Raw genomic sequence first — 23,443 nt, 5'->3', positions numbered from 1 at the left:
CCTTGACGCTTCTCCGTGCCGGTACTCCACTGGAGACACCAGCTCAGAGCGCCGCCATCTGCCCGAGGTCTCGATGGTCCGGTCATGGGGGTGCCGGCTGGCGCGGCACTCTCGGGGAGTTGAGACATGTCGGAATCTCCTGCCACTGCGTCTCCTGCCACTGCCATCCCGCTGCCGAGGCCTGGCGACTTCGCCGTGGTGAGCATGGGTGGTGAGGTCGGTCGGCTGATCCGCTTGGGTCAATGGCTCAACGGAGACGGCTTCGCCAACTACGAACATGCCTTCGTCCTGGTCGGTGATGACGAGGTGATAGAAGCTCAACCCGGTGGGGCTCGGCAGGCGCCACTGGCCGAGTACGACACGCATCTGATTCGCTGGTCCAGCGGTCACATCCAACTGACGAACGATCAACGAGTGGAGATCGTCGCTGCTGCACGGGGCTGTCTGCGGGTGCCGTACAGCTTCCTCGACTACGCCGCGCTGGCCGCACACCGCGTGCATCTGCCGGGCAGTTCGCTGCTCAAGGGCTATGTTGCCGACACGCGGCACCAGATCTGCTCGCAGTTGGTCGACCAGTGCTACCAGGACGCCGGGATCCACCTCTTCGGCGACGGGCGCTGGCCCGGCTACGTCACGCCGGCCGACCTCTACCGGCTGATCAGCTGATCCGACCTGCTTAGTCCGCGGCCCCGGCGCGATGCCGGGGCCGTGTCGTTGCGTGCGCCCTTCGGGCGAGTGCTCCTGCGCCAGTGCTGATCAAATCCCTTGCCGAGGACGGGACTGCGCGGACCCTTGACAGGTCTTCGGGGCGGCGCCACCATCCTGACCTAACGTCAGGAAGCTTTACTAACTGACATGGACCCCCACATCCTGGCCTGCCATCTCCCGTCCGTACGTCCTCGGTGAGCTTCACTGCGAACGGGACAGGTATGTGCCTGAAAGGTTGTCATGGACAAGAAGTTCCGGCTCGCCGCGCTCGCTGCCTCGGTCCTGCCGATCACTCTCGCCCTCGCCACCACTCCCGCCCAGGCGGCGGTCACGCCGGCCGCCGCTGCCTTCCCCGCCCGCTATGCCGCGCCGTACCTGCAGATCAGTGGTTCGGATGCGGGTGACCTGGCCGCCGATCACAAGGCCAGCGGTGACCCGTTCTACACCCTGGCCTTTCTTACCCCGAAGTCCGGTTGTACCCCCATGTGGGAGGACAACAACGACTCGCTCGGAGCCTTCACCTCACAGGTCAACGCGCTCAAGTCGGCCGGCGGCAACGTGATCATCTCCTTCGGCGGCGAGGCCGGCGGAGAGCTCGCTCAGACCTGCACCTCGGTCTCCGCGCTGACCGCCGCCTACGCCAATGTCGTCAAGACCTACGGTGTCACCAGGCTCGACTTCGACATAGAAGGGAACGTCCTGGACGACACGGCGTCAAACTCCCGCCGCGACCAGGCCCTGGCGGCACTCCAGAAGGCCAACCCCTCGGTGCGGATCGACTTCACCGTCCCGGTGGACCCCACCGGGCTGGAGTCGAACGCTCTGAACCTGCTCAAGGACGCCAAGAGCAAGGGCGTCCAGGTCAGCCTGGTCAACATCATGACCATGGACTTCGGCGACGGGCAGAACGCCCTGAAGGACGCCGAATCGGCGGCCAACGCGACTCACGGGCAGCTGGCCGGGCTCTACGGGGGCACATCGGCCCAGGCCTGGGGAAGGCTGGGGCTGACCCCGATCGCCGGCCGGAACGATGACAACGAGAACTTCACCCAGGCCAACGCCGCGACCCTGGAGAGCTTCGCCGCTGCCAAGGGCGTCCAGGAGCTGTCCTTCTGGGAGGTCGACGGCTACGACAAGGGCACGGGCTACGCCTACTCCAAGATCTTCAACAAGATCGCCGGCTGACCTCGCGGTAGCTGGGTGGTGGCCTGGGCCGGGCCACCACCCGCAGTCGTACCGCCGAGCGGGCGGATGCCGCTGGTCCGGCACCGACGTCAGGCGGCACTCGCGATCTCGCGGGTGCCGATGACGGCGGTGAACCTCCCGGTGGCTTGGTCGAGAACGTAGGTCTGTGCGGTGGCGAAGTCGAAGTACATGCCGATCAGGCGCAGGCTGCCGTCGAGTACCCGACGTTCGACCGTCGGGTTGGTCATCAGCTGGTCCAGTTGCTGAACCACGTTGGTAATGCACAACTGCTCGACCCGGTCGGCGACCGGACGATCCGTGAACTCCGCCGGAACCCGGGCCAGCCGGGCCAGCGAGCCTCGACCGTTGCGCAGCCAGCGGGCCAGCGGTGTCGGCCGCCCGGGCTGCTCGTGGACGCCGTCCAGCAGGGCCTTCATCGCGCCGCACTCGGAGTGCCCGCAGACCGTGATGCTGCCCACCCCCAGCACGTCGACCGCGTACTGCACGGCGGCGGCCACCGAATCGTCGGCCGCGCCCGGCTCGTGTGGGGCCGGGACCAGGTTGCCGACATTGCGGACGGTGAAGAGGTCGCCCGGGCCGCTGCTGGTGATCATGCTGGTGACCAGCCGGGAGTCGGCACAGGTCAGGAAGAGCTGAGAGGGCGTCTGGCCTTCCCGGGCGAGCCGGGCCAGTTCCGGTCTGACCAGGGGGGCGGTGTACGCCTGGAATCCGCGCACACCGTTGAGCAGCCGACCGTGCGGGTCGTCCTCCTGGTCGATGCAGTGATGACCCACCCACGGCGTCCAGGCTCGGCAGCGGTGTGGTCGGGAGCCCTCGGCGGAGCCCACCGTGCCGTCCGGGTCCAGCACCGGTTCGTCATGACGGTCGGTCAGCATGACGACCTGGTCGCCCTGCGCGACGCGCTCGCTGCGCCAGCTCCGCAGGGCCCCGTAGGCGGAATGATCGAGGAAGGCCCCGTCGTGGCGGATCGTGACGGCGGTGCCGAGCGGGATCGAGGCGAGCGCCCCGGTCAGCCTGGGCACCGCCAGGAAGGTCAGCGGCCCGTGTGTGCGCAGTTCGTACGAGCCGTCCTGATAGTCGATCAGGTCGATGTGGGCCCGGCTGAGCCGGTACAGGGCGAGCAGTGCGGTCATCGCCGCACCGGCCGCGACCCCGAGGGGGACGCCGAGCAGCACCACGCCGAGGACGGTGGCGAGGTAGACCGCGAACTCCCGGTGCCGATGGACCCTGCGGATGTGCGCGGCGCTCACCATCTGAATGCCTACCACCATGACCAGCGCGGCCAGGGCGGCGAGCGGGATTCTGCGCAGCCCGCCGGTCAGCGCCACGGCTGCCAGGAGCACCCAGCAGCCCTGCAAGACAGCGGCCCGGCGACTGCGCGCACCCGCTTGGATATTGGCCGAGCTGCGAATCGCGCCACCGGCCACCGGCAGACCGCCGAGCGCTCCGCTGAGGAGATTCGCCAGTCCCTGGCCACGCAACTCGCGGTTGAGGTCGCCGGGTCGGCCGCTCTGTCGGTCGACGGCGACGGCGCAGAGCAGCGACTCGACGCTCCCCACCGCCGTGACGGTCAGCGTCACGCCGAGCAGCGCGAGCAGCGAACCGTGCGGGAGGGTGGCGAGATCGTGCTCCCCCCAGCCGGCGAGCTCCACCCGGGCGAGTCGAAAGTCGAAGGCCATGGCCAGCGCCGTGCCGGCGGCCACCGCGACCAGGGCGGCGGGAACCCGGCCGAGCAGGGCGCCGATCCGTCCGGCGGATCCGGGCAGCCGGTGCAGCCTCGGCCACCCGCCGAGGACCGCGATTGCCAACAGGCCCACGGCGAGTGCAGGTGGATGCGGCCCGGACAGCTGGGCCGGCAGGGCGCTGAGATTGGCCAGTGCGGAGCCCTGCGGTGAGCCGCCGAGGACCACGTGGAACTGGGCGATGGCGATCGTGATGCCGACCCCGGCGAGCATCCCGTGCACCACGGCGGGGGACACCGCGAGAGCGGACCTGGCCATCCGTAGGGCCCCGAACAGGAACTGCAGCAGGCCGGCCGCGAGCGTGATCCCGCAGGTGGCTTGCCAGCCGTAACGAGTGATCAGCTCGGCGGTGATCACGGTCAGGGCAGCTGAGGGTCCGGTCACCTGAAGCGGCGTCCCACCGAGCAGCCCGGCCGTGATCCCGCCCACGGCGGCCGCGACCAGACCCGCTGTCAGCGGTGCCCCGCTGGCCAGCGCGATGCCGAGTGAGAACGGAAGAGCGAAGACGAACACCACCAGGGAGGCCGTCAGATCCTGTGCGCCCGGCATCCGGAACCGGGCGGTACTGCCCGCCGAGGCCGGGGGCGGTGCATGGCTCTCGGCATCGGTGCGCGGTGGGGGTGGGGCAGAGCCGAGGGCCATGGCTTCCTGTCCTTCCAGGAGAACGAACACCGTCGAGTCCGTTGCTACGGCCAAGTCCGTCGCTGATGCGGATGATCGGAACGGCTGCCCGGGAGGTGCGGCAGCGGGCTGGGACGGCCACGAGCACTGCGCCGGCAGGCACGGTGCGGCTCACTGGCCATCGATCTCGCACGCCAAGACTTGGTAAACTGTGAGTAATGGAAGCTTCGCATAGCGTAAGTGTGTGCGGGAGTCCTGTTGCTGAGATTCACTCCTGTGGGTGGCGCGCGGGATCGTGACAGCGCCCCGCCGTCCCTGCGGGCTGCCCGAGTCGTCGCTTGCCCAGCTGCCCAGTTGCGCTGTCGGCCGGTCCCGGGCGCCAGGCGTGGTGTGTGGCACGGGGGAAGCCAAGGGGCCGGGCTCGCAACCCCGTGGTTGCGAACCCGGCCCCTTGACCGATGTGGCGTCAGACGTGAGCGCCGGCCGGGTCGATACTGGCTTCGGCCGGGTCGAGCACTGCCCGGGTGCCGTCGGTCCGCCCCGCCACCGCCTGCTCCGTCATGGCCCGGTCGAGTGCGGCCTGATCGAGTACGAAGGATGGGTCGACCTGGGTGGCGAGGTCGACGCCTGCCTTGGCATTGCCCCAGCTCTCGGCGTTGCGCAGGTGGAAGTCCACTGCTTGCGCGGTGTACCGCTGGGGGTCTCGGCGGGGGAAGGCGGCGTCCAACTCCTCGCGCAGGACCTGCAGAACAGCGCGATTTGCCGGCTCCAGCGAGTCGAGCGCCGGCGCGGTGCCCCGCTCGAGACTGCGGACCCACTCGGAATGGCCGACGACAGCCAGCAGATCGTCGCCCACCTCCCGTTGCAGGTACGCGAGATCGTCCGCCCCCTGGACCTTGTTGCCGACCACCCGCAGGGCGACACCGAAGTCCCGGGCGTACTCCTTGTACTGGCGGTAGACCGAGATGCCCTTGCGGGTGGGTTCGGCCACCAGGAAAGTGAGGTCGAAGCGGGTGAAGAGACCTGAGGCGAAGGAGTCGGAGCCCGCGGTCATGTCCGTGACCACGTACTCGTCCGGGCCGTCGACCAGGTGGTTGAGCAGCAACTCCACTGCGCCGACCTTGGAGTGATAGCAGGCCACGCCGAGGTCCTCCTCGGTGAAGGCGCCAGTGGCCAGCAGGCGGACCGAGCCCTCGTCCAGCGCCACCGGGCGGGCGCAGGCGGCGTACACGGGATTCTCCTCGACGATGCGCAGCAGGCGCGAGCCGCGGCCTGGCGGAGTGGTCTTGATCATCTCCGCGGCGGACACGATGCGCGGATTGCTGCCCCGAAGGTACTCCTTGATCTCGGGCAGGTGGGCCCCGAGTGAGGGGAGTTGAGCAGCCTGATCATCTGTCAGGCCGAGTGCCGGGCCCAGATGCTGGTTGATGTCGGCGTCCACCGCGATCACCGGTCGCCCTGCGGCGGCCAGATGGCGGATGAACAGTGCCGACAGCGTGGTCTTGCCGCTGCCGCCCTTGCCGACGAAGGCGATCTTCATCTGGACTCCCGGCTCTCGGTCCGTCGATCGCCGCACGGGCCTCGGCGAACTTTTTGATAATCGTTATCGTGTCCGATAGTTGACATCGTAGTAGGGGTTTGGGCTGCCGTGTCGAAGGGAAGCGCGGATTGCCTCGAACGGGTGAAGCCGGGGTTGCTGTGCGGTCCTGGGCGGGAGGGTCGTTACTCTCGGGTAGGTGAGCACTGGAACTGATCCGCTTGCCCCGCTGGCCGCGCTTGCCGGGGTGCCCGAGTCCGTCGCCGAGGTCCGTAAGGTCGTTGACCGGCTCTACGGCCACCGCGTCATGCGGCGCCGTGCGGCCGAGGTCACCTCGGAGTCCGCGCTGCGCGGGGCCAGGGCGTCGGCCGCGCTGGCCGGTGCCGACTGGCCGCTGGAGGAGGTGCGCCGACGCAGCGACTTCAGCGCCGGCGCCGACGAGCGCATCGTCGGCGGCGCGCTGCGGATCTCGGCGGAAGCGGGCCAGTTGCTGAGTGTGTGGCGGACCTCTCCGCTGCAGGTGCTGGCGCGGCTGCATCTACTGGCCGCCGGTGACGCGAGCCCTGCGGCCGGTAGGCCGCGGCGGGAGGGTGAACCCGTCGAGGAGCTCTTCCCGCTGGAGCTGGCGCCGGTGGACGGTGTGGCTGCACCCATCGACCCGCTGGCACCCGCCTCGCCACCGGCCGGGGGAGTGGTCGGTAGCCAGGTGGCCGCTGTGTTGCCTCCGGCTCCGTCCGCCGCCGAGGTGGCCGCCCGCCTGGACCAGCTCGCGCAGTTGCTGGCGACCCGGACGTCGGGTGCCCAGGGCGGCGCGCCCGCGCTGGTGACCGCTGCGGTGGTGCACGGCGAGCTCCTGGCGTTGCGACCGTTCGAGAGTCACAACGGCCTGGTGGCCAGGGCCGCGCAGCGCATCGTGTTGATTGCCGAGGGCCTTGACCCGAAGGCGATCTGCCCGGCGGAGGTGGGTCTGGTCGAACTCGGTACCGCGGCCTACCGTGCGGCGCTGGCGGCTTACCTCACCGGCACGCCCGAGGGTCTGGCGCGCTGGATCGCGCATTGCGGGCTGGCACTGCGACTCGGCGTCCGGGAGAGCACGGCGGTGTGTGAGGCGATGCAGCGAGGGATGGCCTGAGCGGCGAGATGCGGGTGGCGTCGCGCGAGCGGGGGGGCGACGTCGCGACGGGCTCCGTGGCGGGCGTCAACGGGCCGGGAGGCGGCGGGCCCGGGTGTGCCGGGCAGGCGGCAGGCCCGCGAAGAGAGTTGCGGCGACATCCTGACTGCTGATGTCGCCGCTGGTACAACGGTCCGGGTGACCATGCGTGCACCGGATATGCCCATCAGGCGGGGATCCAGCCCGTTCGCCTGGTGCGGCGGCCCGTATCGCGGGTCGGCGGCACGTGGGTGCTCGGAGGTTGTACGCGGTCCGTGGGGCCTGAACTGCGGTGTCGGTCTGACCTCTTCGGGTCCTTCCGGGTCACGCGGGCCGTGAGTCCTTTGTATCTCGGATCCATGACAAACGGAACTCGAAGGGCGAATTCTTTACCTTTCGCCCGTTTTGGCATGGACTGACTGTTCGGCAGCATGGCTGGTTGGCCGATCGTGTCGGCCAGTGGATCTCGCCGACGGATCGATCGGTCAACCGGTTGGGCGCCGCCGTTTGGCCAACTGCCAGACCAGTGCGGCGCTCAGGCACGCGGCGCCGACCGCCGCCGTCGCCAGTACGCTGCGGCTCGGCGTCTTGAACTCGGGCAGTCGGCGGTGGAGTTCGATCGGGCGGTCGAAGACCAGGACCGGCCAGTCCCGGGCGACGGCCTCCTTGCGCAGGCTGCGGTCCGGATTGACGGCGGACGGGCGCCCGACCGCCGAGAGCAGCGGCAGATCGGTGATCGAGTCGCTGTACGCATAGCTGTCGGCCAGGTTGTAGCCCTTGCGCTCGGCCAACTCGCGGATCGCTGCGGCCTTGTTCTCGGCATACGCGTAGTACTCGATCTCGCCGGTGTAGCAGCCGTCCTCGATCGCCAGCCGGGTGGCGATCACATGGTCGGCGCCGAGCAGGGCGCCGATCGGCTCGACGACCTCGGCGCCGGAGCTGCTGACGATCACCACATCCCGTCCGGCGGCGTGGTGTTGCTCGATCAGCGCGGCGGCCTCCTCGTAGATGATCGGGTCGATCAGGCCGTGCAGGGTCTCGGCGACGATCTCGCGGACCTGCTGCACGTTCCAGCCCCGCGTCAGGGCGGAGAGGTACTGCCGCATCTTCTCCATCTGGTCGTGGTCCGCGCCTCCGACCAGGAAGACGAACTGGGCGTAGGCGCTCTTCAGCACGGCCCGACGGTTGATCAGACCGCCCTGGTAGAAGGGTCGACTGAACGCGAGTGCGCTGGACTTCGCGATGATCGTCTTGTCGAGGTCGAAGAACGCCGCCGTGCGGGTGAAGGCGGCGGCTGTTCTCTCCGGGGCGGGGTGATCGGCGACGGTCGGCGTGCCGTCCGCCGCCATGGTCGTGCCGCCCGTCGCGGTCGGGGCGGACCGTTCGGTCGTGTGCGGGACAATCGTGCTGTCGCGCGGCGCGGCATTCGGTGCGGTCTCCGGTCCGGAGTTCTCGGCACCGCCTACGATGTCGGCGTTCTCGGTGGTGTCCACAGGAACCGAGGATAGATGGCGGCCTCACAGGCGCCGCCATTCGGTGGACGCGGGGGTGTGCTGGTTTGTGTTTCTGGCCGCTCGGGTACACCATGGAAGTCACGGATCGTTCGCGACCGTGCTAACCCGGTCCGGCTCCTCCCCCCCGAGTCGGGCCGTGGATAGACGACCCCCGCTCTCCCCCCCGGCGGGGGTCGTCGCATGTCCGGGCCCATTTTTAGGGCTTCTGCGATGTGCCGAGACGGCTGATCGAGGGGCTTGCGGGCGGCACTCCAGCCAGGATCACCGGGCGGATCCTCGACCCAGTTCGTCACTCTCAGTAGTCTAGCGGGCTGTGCTCGGAGACCACCCTGGAACTACGTCAATTCGTCGACGTGAACTCCTCGGACGAGTGATGAGAGTCCATCCGGGTGAGTTCCGATTTCCACATCCCCCGGGTTATCCACAGCGAATCGAAGAGTGGCTGCCGCATTAGCGGCTGGGCGGCACTGTGGGGCCCAAGCCGACGTCATGGCTGGACCGGAGGGGCGCAGGCCACCGACCGGGACGGCACCTCATGGCCGAGGCCGCCACCGTCGTCGCCCGCTCGGCCGGGCCGATCTCCCCGACGAAGCCGCCTGTGCGGCAGCGGATCGGGTCGACCGGCTCGGGCAGCAGCGAGCATCCCGCCCCGGGGAGGCAGCCATGCCCACACCCACCATCGACCAGTACCGGCCGATGCCCGACGATTCCGGCTGCGCCGGGCCGTTGATCCTCACCGAGGACCAGGGACTGGCCGAGCACCTGGTCAAGCTCTGCGCGGCGGCCGGTGCGGAGCCCCGGCTGCTGGCCGGCGCCCCGCCCCGCCGGCTCTGGGAGACCGCCCCGATCGTCCTGGTCGGTGATGACCAGTACGAGCGCTGCGCGGAACTGGTCCGAAGGCCGGGGGTGCTGCTGCTCGGCCTCGACCTGGATGACTGCGAGGTGTGGGTCCGCGGCGTCCAACTCGGAGCTGAACAGGTGCTGTTCCTGCCCGAGGCGCAGGCCTGGCTGCTGGACCGGATCGCGGATGCGGTGGAGGGTGTCGGCAACCCGGCGCTGACTGTCGCGGTGCTCGGCGGTCGCGGCGGCGCAGGGGCCTCCACGCTCGCCTGCGCGCTCGCGGTCACCGCGGCCAGGACCGGCCACCACACCATGCTGATCGACGGCGATCCACTGGGCGGCGGCCTGGATGTCCTGCTCGGTGGCGAAGGCGTCGACGGGCTGCGCTGGCCCGATCTGGCGGGTGCCCGTGGCCGGATCAGCAGCACCGAACTGGTCCAGGCGCTACCCAGGTTGCACCGGGTCAGCGCGCTCTCCTGGGACCGGGGCGACACGCTGGTGATCCCACCGATCGCGATGCGCAGTGTGCTTGCGGCAGCCCGGCGTCGCGGTGGGCTGGTCGTCCTCGATCTGCCGCGACAGCTGGATCTGGCGGCTGCCCAGGCCTTGGAACAGGCCGACACCGGGCTCCTGGTGGTCCCCGCCGAGCTGCGCGCACTGGCGGCGGCCGGGCGGGTGGCAGCCGTCGCCGGGATGCGTCTGGCCGACCTGCGAGCTGTGATCCGACTGCCGGGGCCAGTGGGCTTGCGCGGTGCGGAGATCGCCCGCGGTCTGGGTCTGCCGCTCGCGGGCGAGATCGCGCACGAAGTCGGGCTGACCCTCGACGCGGAGCGTGGCAAGCCTCCCGGACTGCGCGGTGGTGGACCACTCGCCAGGTTCTGCGCCGCATACCTCGACGAAGTCATGCCCAGTACCGAAGGAGAACCGTCATCATGAACACGGCCACGACTCCCACCGGCCGCGCCACCGATCGACACCTCCCGTGGCCTGCGCAGTCCGACCGACCGAAGCCGCGGCCCATCCTCGCCGCGCTCCGGCGTCACTCCAGGCCCCCGGAACCGGCTCCGGTCGCCCCTGAGCGTGCCGCCGCCCTGCTGGACGCCGTTCGTCTGCGGCTGGCTGAGGCCGGTGCGGTGCCGACAACCGTGGAGGTCGTGGCGGCCCTGCGTGCCGCGCGGCCCCCGCTGGGCGGTGACGACCTGCTGGACACCGTCAGTACCCTGCGGGCCGAACTCGTCGGCGCCGGACCCCTGGAGGCTCTGCTCAGCGCGCCTGACGTGACCGACGTACTGGTCAACGCCCCGGACGAGGTCTGGGTCGACCGGGGCAGCGGGCTGTGCCGTGAGCCGACGGTCCGGTTCCCGGATGCGCAGGCGGTGCGCCACCTCGCTCACCGCTTGGCGACCGCAGCCGGGCGCCGGCTCGACGACGCGCGGCCGTGGGTTGACGCCCGGCTCCCGGACGGCACCCGGCTGCACGCGGTGCTCCCGCCGATCGCTGCCGACTGCACACACATCTCGCTCCGGATCAGCCGTCAGAAACCTTTCGAGATCGCCGAACTGGAGGCAGCCGGGGCTCTGGCGCCGACCGCTGCCGAACTGCTCGGCGCCATCGTGCGGGCCCGACTCTCGCTGTTGATCAGTGGCGGCACCGGCACCGGCAAGACGACCCTCCCTATGTGCCACCACTAGGTTCCCCCGGAAGAGCCCCGCCCGGTTGGTGGCCGGACGGGGCTCAGGGGCTACTTGCCAAGCAGCAGACGGCGGACGGCCGTGGCACAGCTCAGGCAGGCCCAGACGGGCCACGCAGGGCCGCTGCCGGTCGGTACGGCACCGACCCGGACGGGAAGCAGCGGGCGCGTGTGGCACTGCACGCACGGCGGACAGTCCTCCGGGTTGCGCTCCCATCCCAGGCCGAACGCGTTTGCGTGGTCGTCCTGGTGAAACGGGTCAAGAACACACGGGATGCGGTGGATTCCGATTGCGGGTCCGTGCTCCCAGCCCGGTCGACGGGCGCCACAGGTGGTCTGTCCAGTTGCTGCGGTGATCATCAGGCCACCGCCTTACGGACGCTGGCCACGTGCCGGACGTGTCCTCGGACTAGCTCCGTCTCGTCGCCCCAGAGGGGTTCTGAGCGCTTGAGCACGTGGGGCGGGATCTCTGGCAGTGTCGCCCATGTACGGGGCTCAGGCAGCTGGTACGAGCCGGGCTGGAGACATGCGAGCTGCACCCGGATGGGTTCACGGGTTGCCGCTGGCTGATTGGGCGCGCTGGAGATCATCCAGGCGGCCACAGCGGCAGCACAGAGGCCGATAGCCCAGGCGAAAGCCCAGGCGCTAAAGTGGGTCACGTCGTCGCTCCTACTAAGCGTCGTCCATGCCCCGGGAGTGTTACCAGCACTCGCCGGGGTCTATTTTTTGTTGTGGTCGAACCGTACGGCCCGGCTGGATGATCTGTCTACTCGTCAGCTTCGGGACCAGATACAGAAGCCCCGCCCGGTGATCCGAACGGGGCTGGAATGCCGCCTGTGGGAGGGATGCAGGCTCGGCTTGGGTCGTAATCAAGGAGATGCCCGCACCCCTGCCCGTGAGGCTACCGGAGGTGTCAGCCGGGGCCCACAGATGGCTTAGCTAGCCGGGAGGACGGTCAGGAACGCGCGCACGGGCCCCCCATTCTGATCTTCGTCCGGCTCGGCCTGTTGTGCGTCTTCAGCGGCCCGTCGATACGCCGCGACCAATTCGGTGTAACGGGGATCTGTCCACTCGCTCACGGGGGCGCCTCCTGTCTCCGCCAGCAGCCTACCGACGTGCGGCCCCCGCCATCGGCACTTCGACGGCAGGGGCCACAGTGCTTAGCCTGGGATCGTCACCTTCCCCGGCTTCGGCACACCGGGCGGGTTCACGATGATCGGTCCGCAGTTCGGTCCGGGCGAGTGCCAGACGTTGGCAGTCACCTGCACTCCGCCGTTATCCGGCCCCCGCCACAGGGACAGATCGGCCGTGAAGCCTTCCGCAGCCATCATGGCGACAGTGCGATCCACGGTGCCTGCCGCGTAACCCTCCTCCTCGGTGCGCTGCGGGTAGTGGTGGATGAACCCACCCCCCAGCCCCTCACAGAGCGAGGCGTACAGCTCCGTGTGGAGGACAAGCGCGTGCCAACCCTCGTCCACGACCGGTGACGGGGCGATCTGCGCGTTGACGTTCCGCGCGTAGGTGGTCAGGTAGGCCAGGGCTTCGGCCACGATGCGGCGCGACAACTCCGGCTCCATCCCGGGGTTGCTGCCGATCACAGTGTCCGCGACGCGCTGAAACTCTCCAGCGGTCAGCAGGTCCATGCCGTCGATGCGGCGGATCCGGCGGTCCGACACCGGGCCCGGTTCGGGCGTGTCAGGGAGCGTGGCGCTCATAATGGGATCTCCTCACTCGGAGGCGTTCCGGGCACCGGTTGGTGACCGGGGCGGTTCGGTGTTGCGGACCCGCCCCGGTCGCTGCTCTCTGCCAAGACTTCGGCGATTTGGGGCGGGAATCTGTGGGTCAGCGCTTTGGCCGACTACGCCGCCGGTTGGCGGCCGAACCGTTCGGTGTTGCAGGGCCCGCCCCGGCGTCCGGCCGATCGAAGTACCGTCCCGGGGCGGGGGTCTATGGGGGTCAGCAGACAAGCTCGCCCCGCAGCAGGAGCGGGAGTGCCTTGGCCATGTTCAGCGCGTTGTACGCCTGCCGGATCCGGCGCCGCTGGTACGGCTCTGTGCACGTGCTGACCTCGGTCATGGGCACGAAGCGGAAGCCGTGAAGTCGACTCTTCGCGATCGGCGGGACCGCGATCCTTTCGACCTGACGATCCGTGAGCATCCCGCCGTTGAAGACCAGGTTGATCCCCTCGGGGTACACGCCCTCCGGTACGTAGTCGACGGCCAGGATCTGCCAGAGGTCCAGGACGAGACCGGTCTCCAGCGCGAGGTGGCGCGCGGCGGCTTCGTTCGGGGCCTCACCTTGAAGGGCCGACCCACCGGGGAGCGTCAGCCCGCTCTTGTACTCCGGGTCCACGACGAGCACTTCGCCAGCAGGGTTGAAGGCGATCACCTGGCAGCCGAGCCGGCGGACGGGCGGGTGAGAAAGGATGTCGGTTGGGTTCAACGTCGTTCCAGTTTCAGTCAGTTGGGCTCAGGGCCAGGACAGGTGTCGGGTCGGGCTCGTGCAGGGATTCCGGCCGCAGATGGGGCATGGCCCGTCCTGTTCGGCGATCTCAGCGCGAGCTCGCCGCACCCCGTTCATGAACTCGCCTATGTTGCGGGCTACTTGTGCTGCCTTGCGGCTCATGCGGTGTCCTTCTGTTCGGTCGCTTCTCGGTGCTTGGGGCACTGACAGCGGGGCCACGTCCCGGAGAACGGCACGTCCGGCGTGTTTTCGAGCACGTCGACACTCGACAGTTCGATCCGCTGGCCGCTGCTGGTGATCCGGTATGACCGGATGGACATTGCACGTTTGCGGATCATGACTCCACCGCCTCATGACCGCAGTGCGCCATGTGTTCGACTCCAGCCCGCAGGACCGCCACCAGGGCCATGACCACGTCGGGCCGAGCAGCGCCCAAGTCGACCAGGTAGGTGCCGGTGAGCTGTCCCGAGTGCCAGTCGACGGCCACCGACGGCAGGAGCACGTTCGCAAGCGCGAGGATGGCTGTTACATCCTCAAGTGCGCTTGCCGCCTGCCGTCTTGCTTCGGCCGTGTGCCGGTTGATGTGTGACGTCATGATCCGTTCCGTTCGCCGATCCGTCCCCACCCTCACTGTGTGTACCTCAAGGGTGGGCGCCCGGTAGTACGGTGACCAGGTCGGCAAACGAGACAAGTGATCTGTCTTGAATGGGAGTCAGTTTTGGCCGGACGGCGAGTAATCGAACGAACGGGCACTCTGACGCCCGAGATTTTCGCGTGGTTACTGCGTGATCTGCGTATCCGGGCGGGCTACCCGACCTGCGCCTCGCTGGCCCGAAAGCTGGTCGTCCACCCGTCGCTCATCACCAAGATCGAGAGCCTGGAGAGGGTTCCACAAAGGGACTTCGCCGAGCGATGCGATCAAGTGCTCGCTACGGGTGGCCAGTTGGCTCGCGTGTGGGACGACGTTGCATGGCACGTGGTCGCTGCACACCCGGACTGGTTCAAGCGCTTCGCCGAGATGGAAGCACGAGCGACGCGCCTCCAGGAGTACCAACCAACCTTGGTATCGGGTCTGTTGCAGACAGAGGAGTACGCCCGCGCACTGTTTCGAGAAGAGGACGAATCAGCAGATGAGGAGTCGATCGCTGAGCGCGTCGCAGCCCGTATGAGCAGGCAAGCACGCTACCTGGGGGCACTCGGCAGCGCTCCCCTCCTGGACGTCGTCTTGGATGAGGCAGTGATCCGGCGCGAAGTCGGCGGGCCTACGGTCCTGTACAGGCAGTTGGCACATCTGCTGGTCGTCGCACAGCGCCCGAACGTCCTGCTGCAAGTTGCGCCGTTGAAGCTCGGTGCCCGCACGCGCGCCGCCACCTCATTGACACTTGTGGATCTACCGGACGGTGATCAGTGGATCTACTCAGAGAGCGCGGATCAGGGGCACTTCTCCGCCGACCCAAAGCAGCTTGCGCGGCGCGGCCGGAACTATGATCGGCTTCGCGCGGACGCACTCTCGCCGGACGAGTCGGCGCAGTTCATTCGCCGTCACATGGAAGGTCTACTGATCATGGCCCTGGAGCCGCATGTTCTGGCTACGGCCAGCTACTTCAAGAGCAGTTACAGCGGCGGCAACGGCGGCCAGTGCGTGGAGGTGGCCCCCAACCTTCCCGGCGTCGTGCCCGTCCGTGACTCAAAGGACCCGTCTGGTCCCGCCTTGGTCTTCCCCGCCGACGCGTTCGCAGCGTTCGTGCAGGGCATCAAGGCAGGCGACTTCGGGACCGTCTGACCCGATCCCCCCACTGAGCCCCTGCCAGGCCCGCAGAGAGCCGCGCAGGGGCTCTGTGCTGACTGGCGAATGCTGAGTCGAGTTGAGTACGCCGACCGAAGCAGCTACGCGTCAACTCCGGCTACTTTCAGCGCTGTTACCCCGCGCCGGCCGCAGGGGCGAGGACCCCAACTCGACCTACAAGCAGTCCAGTTAACGACGAACGCCCCAACATCGACCCGGGAAGGCCAGATGTTGGGGCGTGGGTGTCGGCAGACCGGGGGCTACTCTCGGCACTGGCGACGGGCAAGCATCTCCTCAAAGGCGTTCGTGGCCTTGATCTCAGCAACCCCCATGCGAGTGCGATCCGCCGGAGTGAAGCCCAGTGCGCTGAACGACTTCAGGATCTCGGCCTCAAGGACAGCAACCGGGCGCACAAGCGGGTGCGCGTACTGCTGGCCCCGTGGCGAGACGAGCACCGGGGAGTCAGCGGCGATGCGCCCTAGCCAATCGGCGCGCCGGTCGAGCTGTTCGGCGAGCAGCAGGAGAACTGGCGCGTCCGTAGCCGCTATCCACGTCGCGGACTCGACAGCGCGAGCCCAGAACGATCTACCGGCGGCGCTGAGGTGCGCGGGCGGGTCCGGATCGACAGCATCAACGTGCGCGACCTCAGAGAGCGGACTCAGCGAACGCTGACCAGGATTTCCGAGCTTGCGCTTGAGTTCTACGGGTTTTGGCGGTCGACCCATAGCCATTTTGGCCCCTCTTTTCTCAAGTATTCGGGTGAACTCAGTTCGCGACTTTCGCAGCCGTGCGCGTTCTTAGGGGGCCGGGTCCTCGTTGAGTGACGACCTGAAGACTGATGTGCCCCCCATGCACCCTAATGTCCGTTTTGGGAGTCACACTTAGTAGGGGCTGCACCTTTAAGGCTTGGAAAGCGAAGCGCCCGCCACAGTGACCAGTAGGTGACTGCGGCGGGCGCTGGCAAGGCGAATCCCCTACAGGACCTGGTTAAGGCCAGTGCCGGAGATCACCGAAATAGAGCCGGGATAGCGGGCCGCCTGGAAGGACGCGTAATTATAGAGCCTCACAAACACAGACATCTGATTTGCATAGGTCTGCTGGAAAGCCTCGGCTCGAATGTGCGACTCCCACAGTCGGACATCATCAGACTTGAGAACTAGGATTCGGTCCTCATTCGTGCCGGTACCCAGGTTGGTGGGGATGTTCGCGTCGAGATACACATCCAGACCAGCGATTCGGCCGGCCGGGCCCTCAGCGTTCAGCTTCGGGCCGAGAACACCGAGAGCATTGCTCGGGCCAGTCTCGGCGGGAACGATGACGGGACGTCCTAGCGTGTCCTGCTGGGCAAGCGCCCATAGGAACCGGCGTGGGTGCATGATCACTGCGTCCGGCGCCTCAAAGCGAGAGGTATAAACCTTGCTAATCGCCGACACAATCGCACTGTAAAGCGAGTTGGCGCCGGTCAGCGCGGTACCGGTCCACGCAACGGAGTTAGTGCCGGAGAGGGTCAGAATTCCGGTCGGCTGGCCACCAGTACCTGGGCCGGTAAGGCAGAGCGTGTCCAAGCGCATCGCGTAATCCGCAGCGAGGTCACCCAAGATCAGGTCATCAATATTCAGCGGACTCTGCTCCATAAGCTGGAGCGAAACTGTCTGCCCACCAGCCACCGTGGTCACGCTGCTGGAAATACTGGTAGTCGTCAGGTCCGTCTGCTGAATCTGAGTGTTCTGCGTAGACTGAACACCAGTCGCAGTACCGCTATTGACCTTCGGAATGTTGAGCTGATCAGTGCCGGGCGGTAGCGGATCATTCGCCACCAGATCGGCAAAAACACGCCTCGGACGTGCGAGCTTGACGAACTGGTCCTCCAACCAGGCAGGCGGGACGAACTCGCCACCGCTGCCATTCGTGGTGCTGACAGCGCGAATTTCACCGTTTGCGCGGGCCCGGTCGGCAACCATCTTATTATTGCGGTCCAGCCGCTCAAGCGCGTTACGGTCGCCATTATTGCGAACATTGAGCATGTCCATAAAGAACGAGGTCTTAGCATCCTCGCGCTTATACACCTCCGGCTCGCGGGTAATAATGGCGGTGCCAGGCATCGTCAGCTTACGGGTTTCAGTGGTCACGTGGTTTACTCCTGCGCTTGGGGCGTATTGGCGTTGCATGGGCGCGGCGGCATCCGCTGCTCGTACCTGCTCGTCCAGTTCCTCGATACGGTCGTCGATGGCACGAATTTCAGCCTCTCGCGTATCGAAATTTCGGGCTTCGGCCGGCGTGAGGCTGCGATTTCCAGACTGGGCACGCCCAAGAATTCGCTCCAGCGCATCACGAGACTCTTCGCGCTTCGCTCGCAGGTCCGCGATCATTTCCCGCTTATCCATTTGGTTCCTTGTCGTTCTCAGTGTCGATTGCTGTCGAGAACTGCACTTGCGATGCGGCGGTCATTCGCCAGACGGCGCATGTCAGTGCCGACCTCGACCAGAGCAGTAAGAGCGGAGAGCATCGGATGGGGCTTTCCATCGACTGACACCCCGTCTCGCTCGACCGCCTCAAGAGCAGCGAGAGCAAGCGCGTTGAGGCGTAGGCGCAGCTCCGGAATGAACGCGTCCGGCCCAACATCCTGGGCGGGCTTCAGCCGTAGAGCCATCTCGTTTAGAGCCACAGAGATTCCTTGAAATAAAAAAAGACCCCCATGGACCTGGAATGCCTATGGGCGGCATGCATTCCAGGTACACGGGGGCCAAAATTAGAGGGCGCGCGCCGCCAAGCGCAAAGAGATCGGGGCGCAACAACAGAGCGGCGGACTCGTTCTCTACTAGGACTAGGGAGCAAGGAATTCCCGCGCGCCGAGGAAGGGCGCAGCGGGCAAGGACCTACGAAATTTCGTAGGTGACCCCCTGCCGACTTGGGCCAGCGGAGGGCGCATGACGGTATGGCGCTTTGGATGCCGTTTCCTGGTTCCCTAGTATTTATATTGCTATACCAGGACAAGCTCTCTAATCGTCATACCGCCATAAAGCGCAGGTCAGAGGGGGTGCTACTAACGATGTGTCAGGTATAGCGTCATGCGCCTGCCCGCTACGCTGAAGCGCCAAAGGGTGGCCCCTAAGGACCACCCCGCTTCACGCTGGCTACCGCTGTTCTGCCTCAGCCTGCCGCGACTCGCGATAGCGCGTACGGTCACGGCACCTGCGGGAGCAGAACAGTGCTGGGCGGCCCAGTGGTTTGCGGGGGACGGGATTTGAGCACTCCGGCCGCCCGCACCGGGGGGCTTCCATCGCGTCCTGAACGAGCTTCAGCGCCTCGCGCACTCGCGTGTGCGCCTCCTCGATGAGGTCTGGATTTTTGCCGGCGAGCGCCCCCCAGGTGGCCGCCTCGGCCGACTCCAGTGCCCGGCGTATCGCGTCGAAATGGGAGCTGTGCATGCGTAGTTACTCCTGGGTTGTCTCGTACAAGGCGTCAGCGTTGCCACGCGTTCCGACGGGACGGCCCGTTAGTCCGGCACGCGCCTTCCTCCCTTTCGTGGGGAGCAAGGAATTCCCGCCGGTGCCGCAGGGGCCCTGTGGGGCCATCTGAGGGCATGAAAGAGCCCCGTCGGACCCACGGGGGCCAGACGGGGCTACAGGGGCGGTGATGGTGCCTCAGGCGGCTTCTGAAAGAGCGATCGCGGCAAGCTCGGCCGCTTGGGGGTCCTCGTGTTGGCCGATAGCGAACGAGAGCCGGTCGTAGTTGAACCGGGGCCCGATGCTCTTGCCCGTGATGACAGTAAGACGCGCGCCAGCATCCATCATCATGCGTCGCTTTCCTTCGGTATCGGCTGCGTGCCACAGATCTGCATAGGTGCGCCCGGTCGGCACAGACATGATGTTTGCCGGGCGGGAGGGAAGGGCCTTTAGTACCTTTCGCTCTTTGACCAGAGAAGCCATCATGCGGTCATATTCGACTTCGTCTTCTTCCCCGTCATAGAGTCCGGCATTTCGGTCTCGCCGCAGGCGGGAAATGCTTTCGCCGACACGCGAGATTTCAGCTGAATGGTCCTCTCCTTGGTCGGCGACCTGCATCATAATCGGCCAGCTCCCGATTCGCTTAAGAAACTCGCTTTCCGTCCACCTTTCGACAATATCGGCATCCACCGTTACAGAGTGGCCGGTGCCGCGTGCCTTGCACCGGTAAATTCGCACGTGCTCCCCGGTCCATTTGCGGTTTGCTAGACGTTTCTTTGATCCGCCGTACATGGGCTCACTGCAAACGGTGCCGTCCTTGTTTATTCCGCCGCAGTATGCTATGCGGACCAACATTGACCCCGCGCTGTGAGTTCTGGCTTCGGGGCGTTCCTTGGTCTTCATGACGGCTTGCAGCTTGGGCCAGTCCTCATCGCTGATCAGCGGGGGTCGGTCAATGCGAGGATGCCCATTGCTGTCCAGCAGCGGGCGCCCTTCCCATGCTTGCCATTCTGCGCCTTCCGCGCGGCGATTCCTCTTTGCCGTTGCTTCCGGGTCATGGAGCGTGTAGCCCCGGAGGTGCTCGGACCGCAGCATTCCCGAAATCTGCTGGTGGTCCCACTTCTTCCGCTTCTCGGGTAGTGCTCCCGTCTTGCGCTCAACTTCGAGATCGGTAGCCGTCGGAACCTTCCGCTCGTCAAGGTCATTGGCTATTGCATAGATTGAATCTCCAACTATCACGCGCCGGATAATCTCCCGGACAATCGGGCCGGTCTTTGGGCATTCGACCAGCACCCATCCCTTGCCGTCCGGGTTTTCAGTGGCAGTCCAGCCGTAGGGGACTCGACCGCCATGCCAGCGCCCCTGAGATCGGAGTTCGGCGCGCGAGCCCTGAACTCGTTCTCTGATCGCTTCTGCTTCCATTTGAGCAGCGAAAGCCAGAAGCATGATGATTAGCTCAGACACCAGAGAGGTCGCGCGCATATCCAGTACCAGTGGCGTCCCGCCGGGGCCTTCAACGAATACAAGCAGCTTTCCGTGTGTTTTGGCCCACTGGCCCAGCGTTGCCATATCGGCCATTGACCTAACTGCGCGGTCAAGGCGCCAGAACACGATGGCGTCATACTCGTTGGGCCTGCTCAGCCACTTGCCTAGTTCTGGGCGCTTGAATGGCGCGACCTTCGACGCTGAAACATCCAAATCGAGCGCTTCGCCAACTACCGTTGCCCCGTTGGCATCGCACCATCCACCGGTCTTCTTTCGCTGCCGTGCGGGGCTGGTCGTGTTGTCGGTGACGTTCGACAGTCGGACTGCTGTAAGTGCTCGCATGTTCTGAATTCCCCTCAGGTGCTCTCGAAATTTCTAGGGAGCGGGGAATTCCTGCGGTGGCACTTAGCTGGGGTAGACAAGACCACCTTGCTGGCCGCGTTGCTGGGGCTGGTCGACCGAGCCGAACGGATCGTCATCGCGGAGGACTCGGCGGAGCTGCGGCCGCTGCACCCCCACGTGGTCCGTCTGCAGAGCCGGCCGCCCAATCAGGAAGGGCTCGGTGAGCTGACCCTGCGGGATCTGGTCCGCCAGGCACTGCGGATGCGGCCCGACCGGCTGGTGGTGGGGGAGGTGCGCGGCAGCGAGGTGCTCGACCTGCTGGCCGCTCTCAACACCGGCCACGAAGGCGGCTGCGGCACGGTCCACGCCAACACGGCGGCCGATGTGCCGGTTCGGCTCGAAGCGCTCGGCTCGATGGCCGGGCTGGAGCGGCGGGCGGTGCACAGCCAGCTGCGCGCCGCACTGGACGTGGTGATCCACCTGGTCCGGGAGCAGCGGACCGGTCGGCGGCGAGTGGCTGAGCTGCACACGCTGACCGGTGATGCCACCGGCCTCGCCATCACGGTGCCCGCCGTGCTCTTCGGCGCGGACGGAACGGTGACTCGCGGGCCCGGCTGGGCGCGGTTGGTGGAACTGTGCGCGGCGCGCGGCGTCGTGCTGGAACGGAGGCAGCGATGACTGGACTTCAGCTTCAACTGGCGCCGGCGCTGCTGCTGTGCGCGATGGCGGCCACGGCGTGGTCGCGGCTCGACCGGCAGAGGCTGGCGAGGCGGCGTTCTGGCGTCGTGCTGGAGCAATCGGGAGGTGCGCGGGAGCTGGTCCGGATGGGCGTGCGGCGGTTGCGCTGGTTCTTCGGTCCGGGTGCGCCTCGACCGCGCTGGCTGGTCCCCGAACTCCTGCTGCTGCCCTGCGGGTTGGTAGCCGGGTACGTCCTGCGCTCGCCGGTGCCGCCGGTGGCCGCCGTGCTTCTGGTCTTCCCGAGCTGTCGCTGGCGTGAGCGGCGCCGAGCGGGCCGTGCGGAGCAGCGCAGGGCTGTCGCCGTCATCGAGCTGTGCGCGGCGCTCGCGGGAGAACTGCGCAGCGGCGCGACGCCCGAACAGGCGCTGGACAGTGTCACCAGTCCAGGGCGGGCGACGGCCGGCCTGCTGGAGCGGCTGGGCGAGGAAGCGGTGGCCCGACTGGTGGCCGCCCGCTACGGGGCTGATGTCCCCGCCGCGTTGCGCTGGTTGGCGACCCTGCCGGGTGGTGGGGGTGGCTCGGCGATCGCGGCCTGCTGGCAGGTGACGGCGGACAGCGGTAGCGGCCTGGCCCTGGCGCTTGAACAGGTGGCCGAGGCGCTGCGAGCCGATCGCGCCCTGCGCGAAGAGGTCCAGAGCGAGCTGGCTGGGCCGCGGACCACCGCCGTGCTGCTCGCGGCACTTCCGGTCTTCGGGCTGCTGCTCGGAGCCGCCCTCGGGGCGCAGCCGCTGCGGGTTCTCCTGCACACGCCGTTGGGGTGGGGGTGCCTGGCGGCGGGCGTGGCGCTGGAGGTCACGGGTCTGTGCTGGAGCGGTCGGATCGTGCGCGGTGCGCTGGCCGATCTGGGCGTCCAGGCCGGGGCAGTGGTGCGGTCGGGTGGGCGGCGATCGGGCCGCGACCGGGCGCGGGTGCCGCAGCGGCAGGCGTGCGGGGCCAGCCCTGTGGGCGGGCCGAGCGGGACGGGTGGCCGAGCGACCCGGCGGCGTGCGAGCTGTCGGGCCGGCGCTGGTGGTCGCGGTCGCCGAGCGGCCCAGGTCGACCGATCGCGGCGCTCGTACGGGCGGGAGTCGGCGACCGAGCGGCGCGGGGCGTCTTCGTGGTGGCAGCGCGAATGCCTGCGGCAGCTCAGGTGCCCGGGGCGTCTGCGGTACCCGGGGCACGGCGGTCGGCACAGGGTGCTCGGCGGCGCGTTGGGGACGTCGTGATGAGCGGGAGCCCGGACACGTACGCGCCGTCGGCACCTTCGGACCTCCTGCCGCTGATGATCATGGTTGGGGGTTTCACACCAGCGCTGCTGCTGGCGACGCTCGGCGGGCGCTGGCTGCACGGGCGGGCTGCACGGCGACGGGCGGTCCGGCTGGGGGCAGCCGGTCGGCGACGGGGCAGACAACTCCTCGGCGGCGTCAGGCAGTGGGGGCGGGTCGGCGATGCGTCGACTCGGGCGGGTGGATTGACCGTTCTCGCGGCGACTTCGCCGGAGCAGACGACGGGGCCAGCTCCAGTGGTCACGGCGGTCAGCGCCGGCAGGCGCCCATGGGTCGGCCTCGAGTCCGCAGCGCCACTGCTGGCGGGGCTGGCGATTGTGGTGCTGTTTCCCAGTGGAGTCGGGGCGCTGGTAGGAGCGGGAGCGGCTCTGCTGCTCCGGCGCTTGCTGCCGGTGATCCGCTCGGCTGACCGGCGGGCGGCTCGCGAGCAGGATCTGATGCTTGCCCAACTTCCACTGGCTGCTGAACTGTTGGCGGCTTGCCTGGGTTCATCCGCCTCACCGGCCCAGGCGGCGGAGGCTGTCGCACGGACGATCGGTGACCCGATGCGAACACGCCTGAGTGCCGTGTCGGCGCAATTGGCACTGGGAGCTCCGCCGGCCGCCTGCTGGGAGCGGCTGGGGGATGAGTGTCCGGCCCTGTCTCCGCTCGCCCGCTGCCTCGTGCGGACCACCGTGAGTGGGGCACCGCCTGCGGCGCCGCTCACGGGCTTGGCCCTCGCGCAGCGGGCGGCGGCCGGTCGTGCAGCACATGCCCGGGTGCGTCGCGCCGGAGTGCTGGCGACCGCGCCGCTCGGGCTCTGCTTCCTGCCGGCGTTCGTGATGATCGGCGTCGTTCCGGTCGTGATGGGCCTGGCGGCCTCGTTCGGTCAGCGGATGTGAGCCGGTGCGACTTGTGGAGTAGGTGAATT

At 67.6% G+C, this 23,443-nt stretch carries 19 protein-coding genes and 1 pseudogene; 9 read left to right on the top strand and 11 right to left on the bottom strand.

The window, feature by feature from the left end; all coding sequences use genetic code 11:
- Positions 1–126: 126 nt before the first annotated feature.
- Both OG403_RS17495 and OG403_RS17490 read left to right on the top strand, forming a co-directional pair.
- Complete coding sequence (locus OG403_RS17495) at positions 127–666, top strand: hypothetical protein (protein ID WP_329565415.1); 540 nt, start codon at positions 127–129, stop codon at positions 664–666.
- Between the two features lie 282 nt (positions 667–948).
- Entirely contained in the window at positions 949–1,893 is a 945-nt protein-coding gene (locus OG403_RS17490) for a chitinase (protein WP_329565413.1), read from the top strand.
- Between the two features lie 89 nt (positions 1,894–1,982).
- Here the strand turns inward: OG403_RS17490 and OG403_RS17485 are convergent, their stop codons facing one another.
- Together OG403_RS17485 and OG403_RS17480 are read right to left on the bottom strand one after the other, a co-directional pair.
- Positions 1,983–4,298 (bottom strand): bifunctional SulP family inorganic anion transporter/carbonic anhydrase, encoded by a 2,316-nt coding sequence (locus OG403_RS17485; RefSeq protein WP_329565412.1) that lies wholly within the window; start codon positions 4,296–4,298, stop codon positions 1,983–1,985.
- A gap of 445 nt (positions 4,299–4,743) precedes the next feature.
- On the bottom strand, positions 4,744–5,817 hold the full coding sequence (locus OG403_RS17480) for an ATP-binding protein (RefSeq protein ID WP_329565410.1): 1,074 nt from the start codon (positions 5,815–5,817) through the stop codon (positions 4,744–4,746).
- A 196-nt stretch (positions 5,818–6,013) separates the two neighbouring features.
- On the opposite strand from OG403_RS17480, the gene OG403_RS17475 reads away from it, so the two are divergent.
- Positions 6,014–6,946, top strand: a complete 933-nt coding sequence (locus OG403_RS17475) for an oxidoreductase (protein ID WP_329565408.1) — start codon at positions 6,014–6,016, stop codon at positions 6,944–6,946.
- A gap of 503 nt (positions 6,947–7,449) precedes the next feature.
- On the opposite strand, the gene OG403_RS17470 is transcribed toward OG403_RS17475, so the two are convergent.
- On the bottom strand, positions 7,450–8,313 hold the full coding sequence (locus OG403_RS17470) for an HAD family hydrolase (protein ID WP_442911073.1): 864 nt from the start codon (positions 8,311–8,313) through the stop codon (positions 7,450–7,452).
- An 828-nt stretch (positions 8,314–9,141) separates the two neighbouring features.
- Between OG403_RS17470 and ssd the strand changes: the two genes are divergently transcribed.
- Together ssd and OG403_RS17460 are read left to right on the top strand one after the other, a co-directional pair.
- Positions 9,142–10,254, top strand: coding sequence for a septum site-determining protein Ssd (ssd, locus tag OG403_RS17465; RefSeq protein WP_329565403.1), 1,113 nt, complete (start codon positions 9,142–9,144; stop codon positions 10,252–10,254).
- 218 nt (positions 10,255–10,472) lie between these two features.
- Positions 10,473–11,009 carry an ATPase, T2SS/T4P/T4SS family gene (locus tag OG403_RS17460; RefSeq protein WP_442910929.1) on the top strand — a complete coding sequence of 179 codons (537 nt, stop codon included), beginning with the start codon at positions 10,473–10,475 and terminating at the stop codon, positions 11,007–11,009.
- Positions 11,010–12,168: 1,159 nt separating this feature from the next.
- On the opposite strand, the gene OG403_RS17455 is transcribed toward OG403_RS17460, so the two are convergent.
- The 4 genes from OG403_RS17455 to OG403_RS17440 all read right to left on the bottom strand — a co-directional run bounded on the left by OG403_RS17455 (position 12,169) and on the right by OG403_RS17440 (position 14,066).
- Positions 12,169–12,723, bottom strand: a complete 555-nt coding sequence (locus OG403_RS17455) for a glycine-rich domain-containing protein (protein WP_329565401.1) — start codon at positions 12,721–12,723, stop codon at positions 12,169–12,171.
- A gap of 241 nt (positions 12,724–12,964) precedes the next feature.
- Positions 12,965–13,450 carry an NUDIX domain-containing protein gene (locus OG403_RS17450; protein ID WP_329565399.1) on the bottom strand — a complete coding sequence of 162 codons (486 nt, stop codon included), beginning with the start codon at positions 13,448–13,450 and terminating at the stop codon, positions 12,965–12,967.
- 179 nt (positions 13,451–13,629) lie between these two features.
- Positions 13,630–13,809, bottom strand: a complete 180-nt coding sequence (locus OG403_RS17445) for a hypothetical protein (RefSeq protein WP_329565397.1) — start codon at positions 13,807–13,809, stop codon at positions 13,630–13,632.
- The gene (locus tag OG403_RS17440; RefSeq protein WP_329565395.1) at positions 13,806–14,066 is read right to left on the bottom strand and encodes a hypothetical protein; all 261 of its coding nucleotides are present in this window, start codon (positions 14,064–14,066) and stop codon (positions 13,806–13,808) included. Before OG403_RS17440 ends, OG403_RS17445 begins: the two co-directional genes overlap by 4 nt.
- A gap of 96 nt (positions 14,067–14,162) precedes the next feature.
- Here OG403_RS17440 and OG403_RS17435 point away from each other — a divergent pair, with 96 nt between their 5' ends.
- Positions 14,163–15,254 (top strand): helix-turn-helix domain-containing protein, encoded by a 1,092-nt coding sequence (locus OG403_RS17435; RefSeq protein WP_329565393.1) that lies wholly within the window; start codon positions 14,163–14,165, stop codon positions 15,252–15,254.
- Positions 15,255–15,517: 263 nt separating this feature from the next.
- On the opposite strand, the gene OG403_RS17430 is transcribed toward OG403_RS17435, so the two are convergent.
- The 4 genes from OG403_RS17430 to OG403_RS17415 form a co-directional block, all read right to left on the bottom strand.
- On the bottom strand, positions 15,518–15,982 hold the full coding sequence (locus OG403_RS17430) for a P27 family phage terminase small subunit (protein ID WP_329565391.1): 465 nt from the start codon (positions 15,980–15,982) through the stop codon (positions 15,518–15,520).
- Between the two features lie 249 nt (positions 15,983–16,231).
- Positions 16,232–17,626 (bottom strand): phage major capsid protein, encoded by a 1,395-nt coding sequence (locus OG403_RS17425; RefSeq protein ID WP_329565389.1) that lies wholly within the window; start codon positions 17,624–17,626, stop codon positions 16,232–16,234.
- A gap of 32 nt (positions 17,627–17,658) precedes the next feature.
- Entirely contained in the window at positions 17,659–17,922 is a 264-nt protein-coding gene (locus tag OG403_RS17420; protein WP_329565387.1) for a hypothetical protein, read from the bottom strand.
- A 979-nt stretch (positions 17,923–18,901) separates the two neighbouring features.
- Positions 18,902–20,530, bottom strand: a complete 1,629-nt coding sequence (locus OG403_RS17415; protein WP_329565385.1) for a recombinase family protein — start codon at positions 20,528–20,530, stop codon at positions 18,902–18,904.
- A 69-nt stretch (positions 20,531–20,599) separates the two neighbouring features.
- Here OG403_RS17415 and OG403_RS17410 point away from each other — a divergent pair.
- From OG403_RS17410 to OG403_RS17400, 3 genes and pseudogenes are all read left to right on the top strand, one after another.
- Positions 20,600–21,208, top strand: a pseudogene (locus tag OG403_RS17410) (ATPase, T2SS/T4P/T4SS family); the annotation flags it as partial.
- Complete coding sequence (locus OG403_RS17405; RefSeq protein ID WP_329565383.1) at positions 21,205–22,473, top strand: type II secretion system F family protein; 1,269 nt, start codon at positions 21,205–21,207, stop codon at positions 22,471–22,473. The pseudogene OG403_RS17410 and the gene OG403_RS17405, both read left to right, overlap by 4 nt.
- Positions 22,380–23,414, top strand: coding sequence for a type II secretion system F family protein (locus tag OG403_RS17400; RefSeq protein WP_329565381.1), 1,035 nt, complete (start codon positions 22,380–22,382; stop codon positions 23,412–23,414). Before OG403_RS17405 ends, OG403_RS17400 begins: the two co-directional genes overlap by 94 nt.
- Positions 23,415–23,443 lie beyond the last annotated feature (29 nt).

The sequence above is a fragment of the Kitasatospora sp. NBC_01266 genome, from assembly GCF_036242395.1.
In the GTDB taxonomy this organism is placed as follows: Bacteria; Actinomycetota; Actinomycetes; order Streptomycetales; family Streptomycetaceae; genus Kitasatospora.
This window is presented reverse-complemented; position numbering and strand designations above follow the sequence as displayed.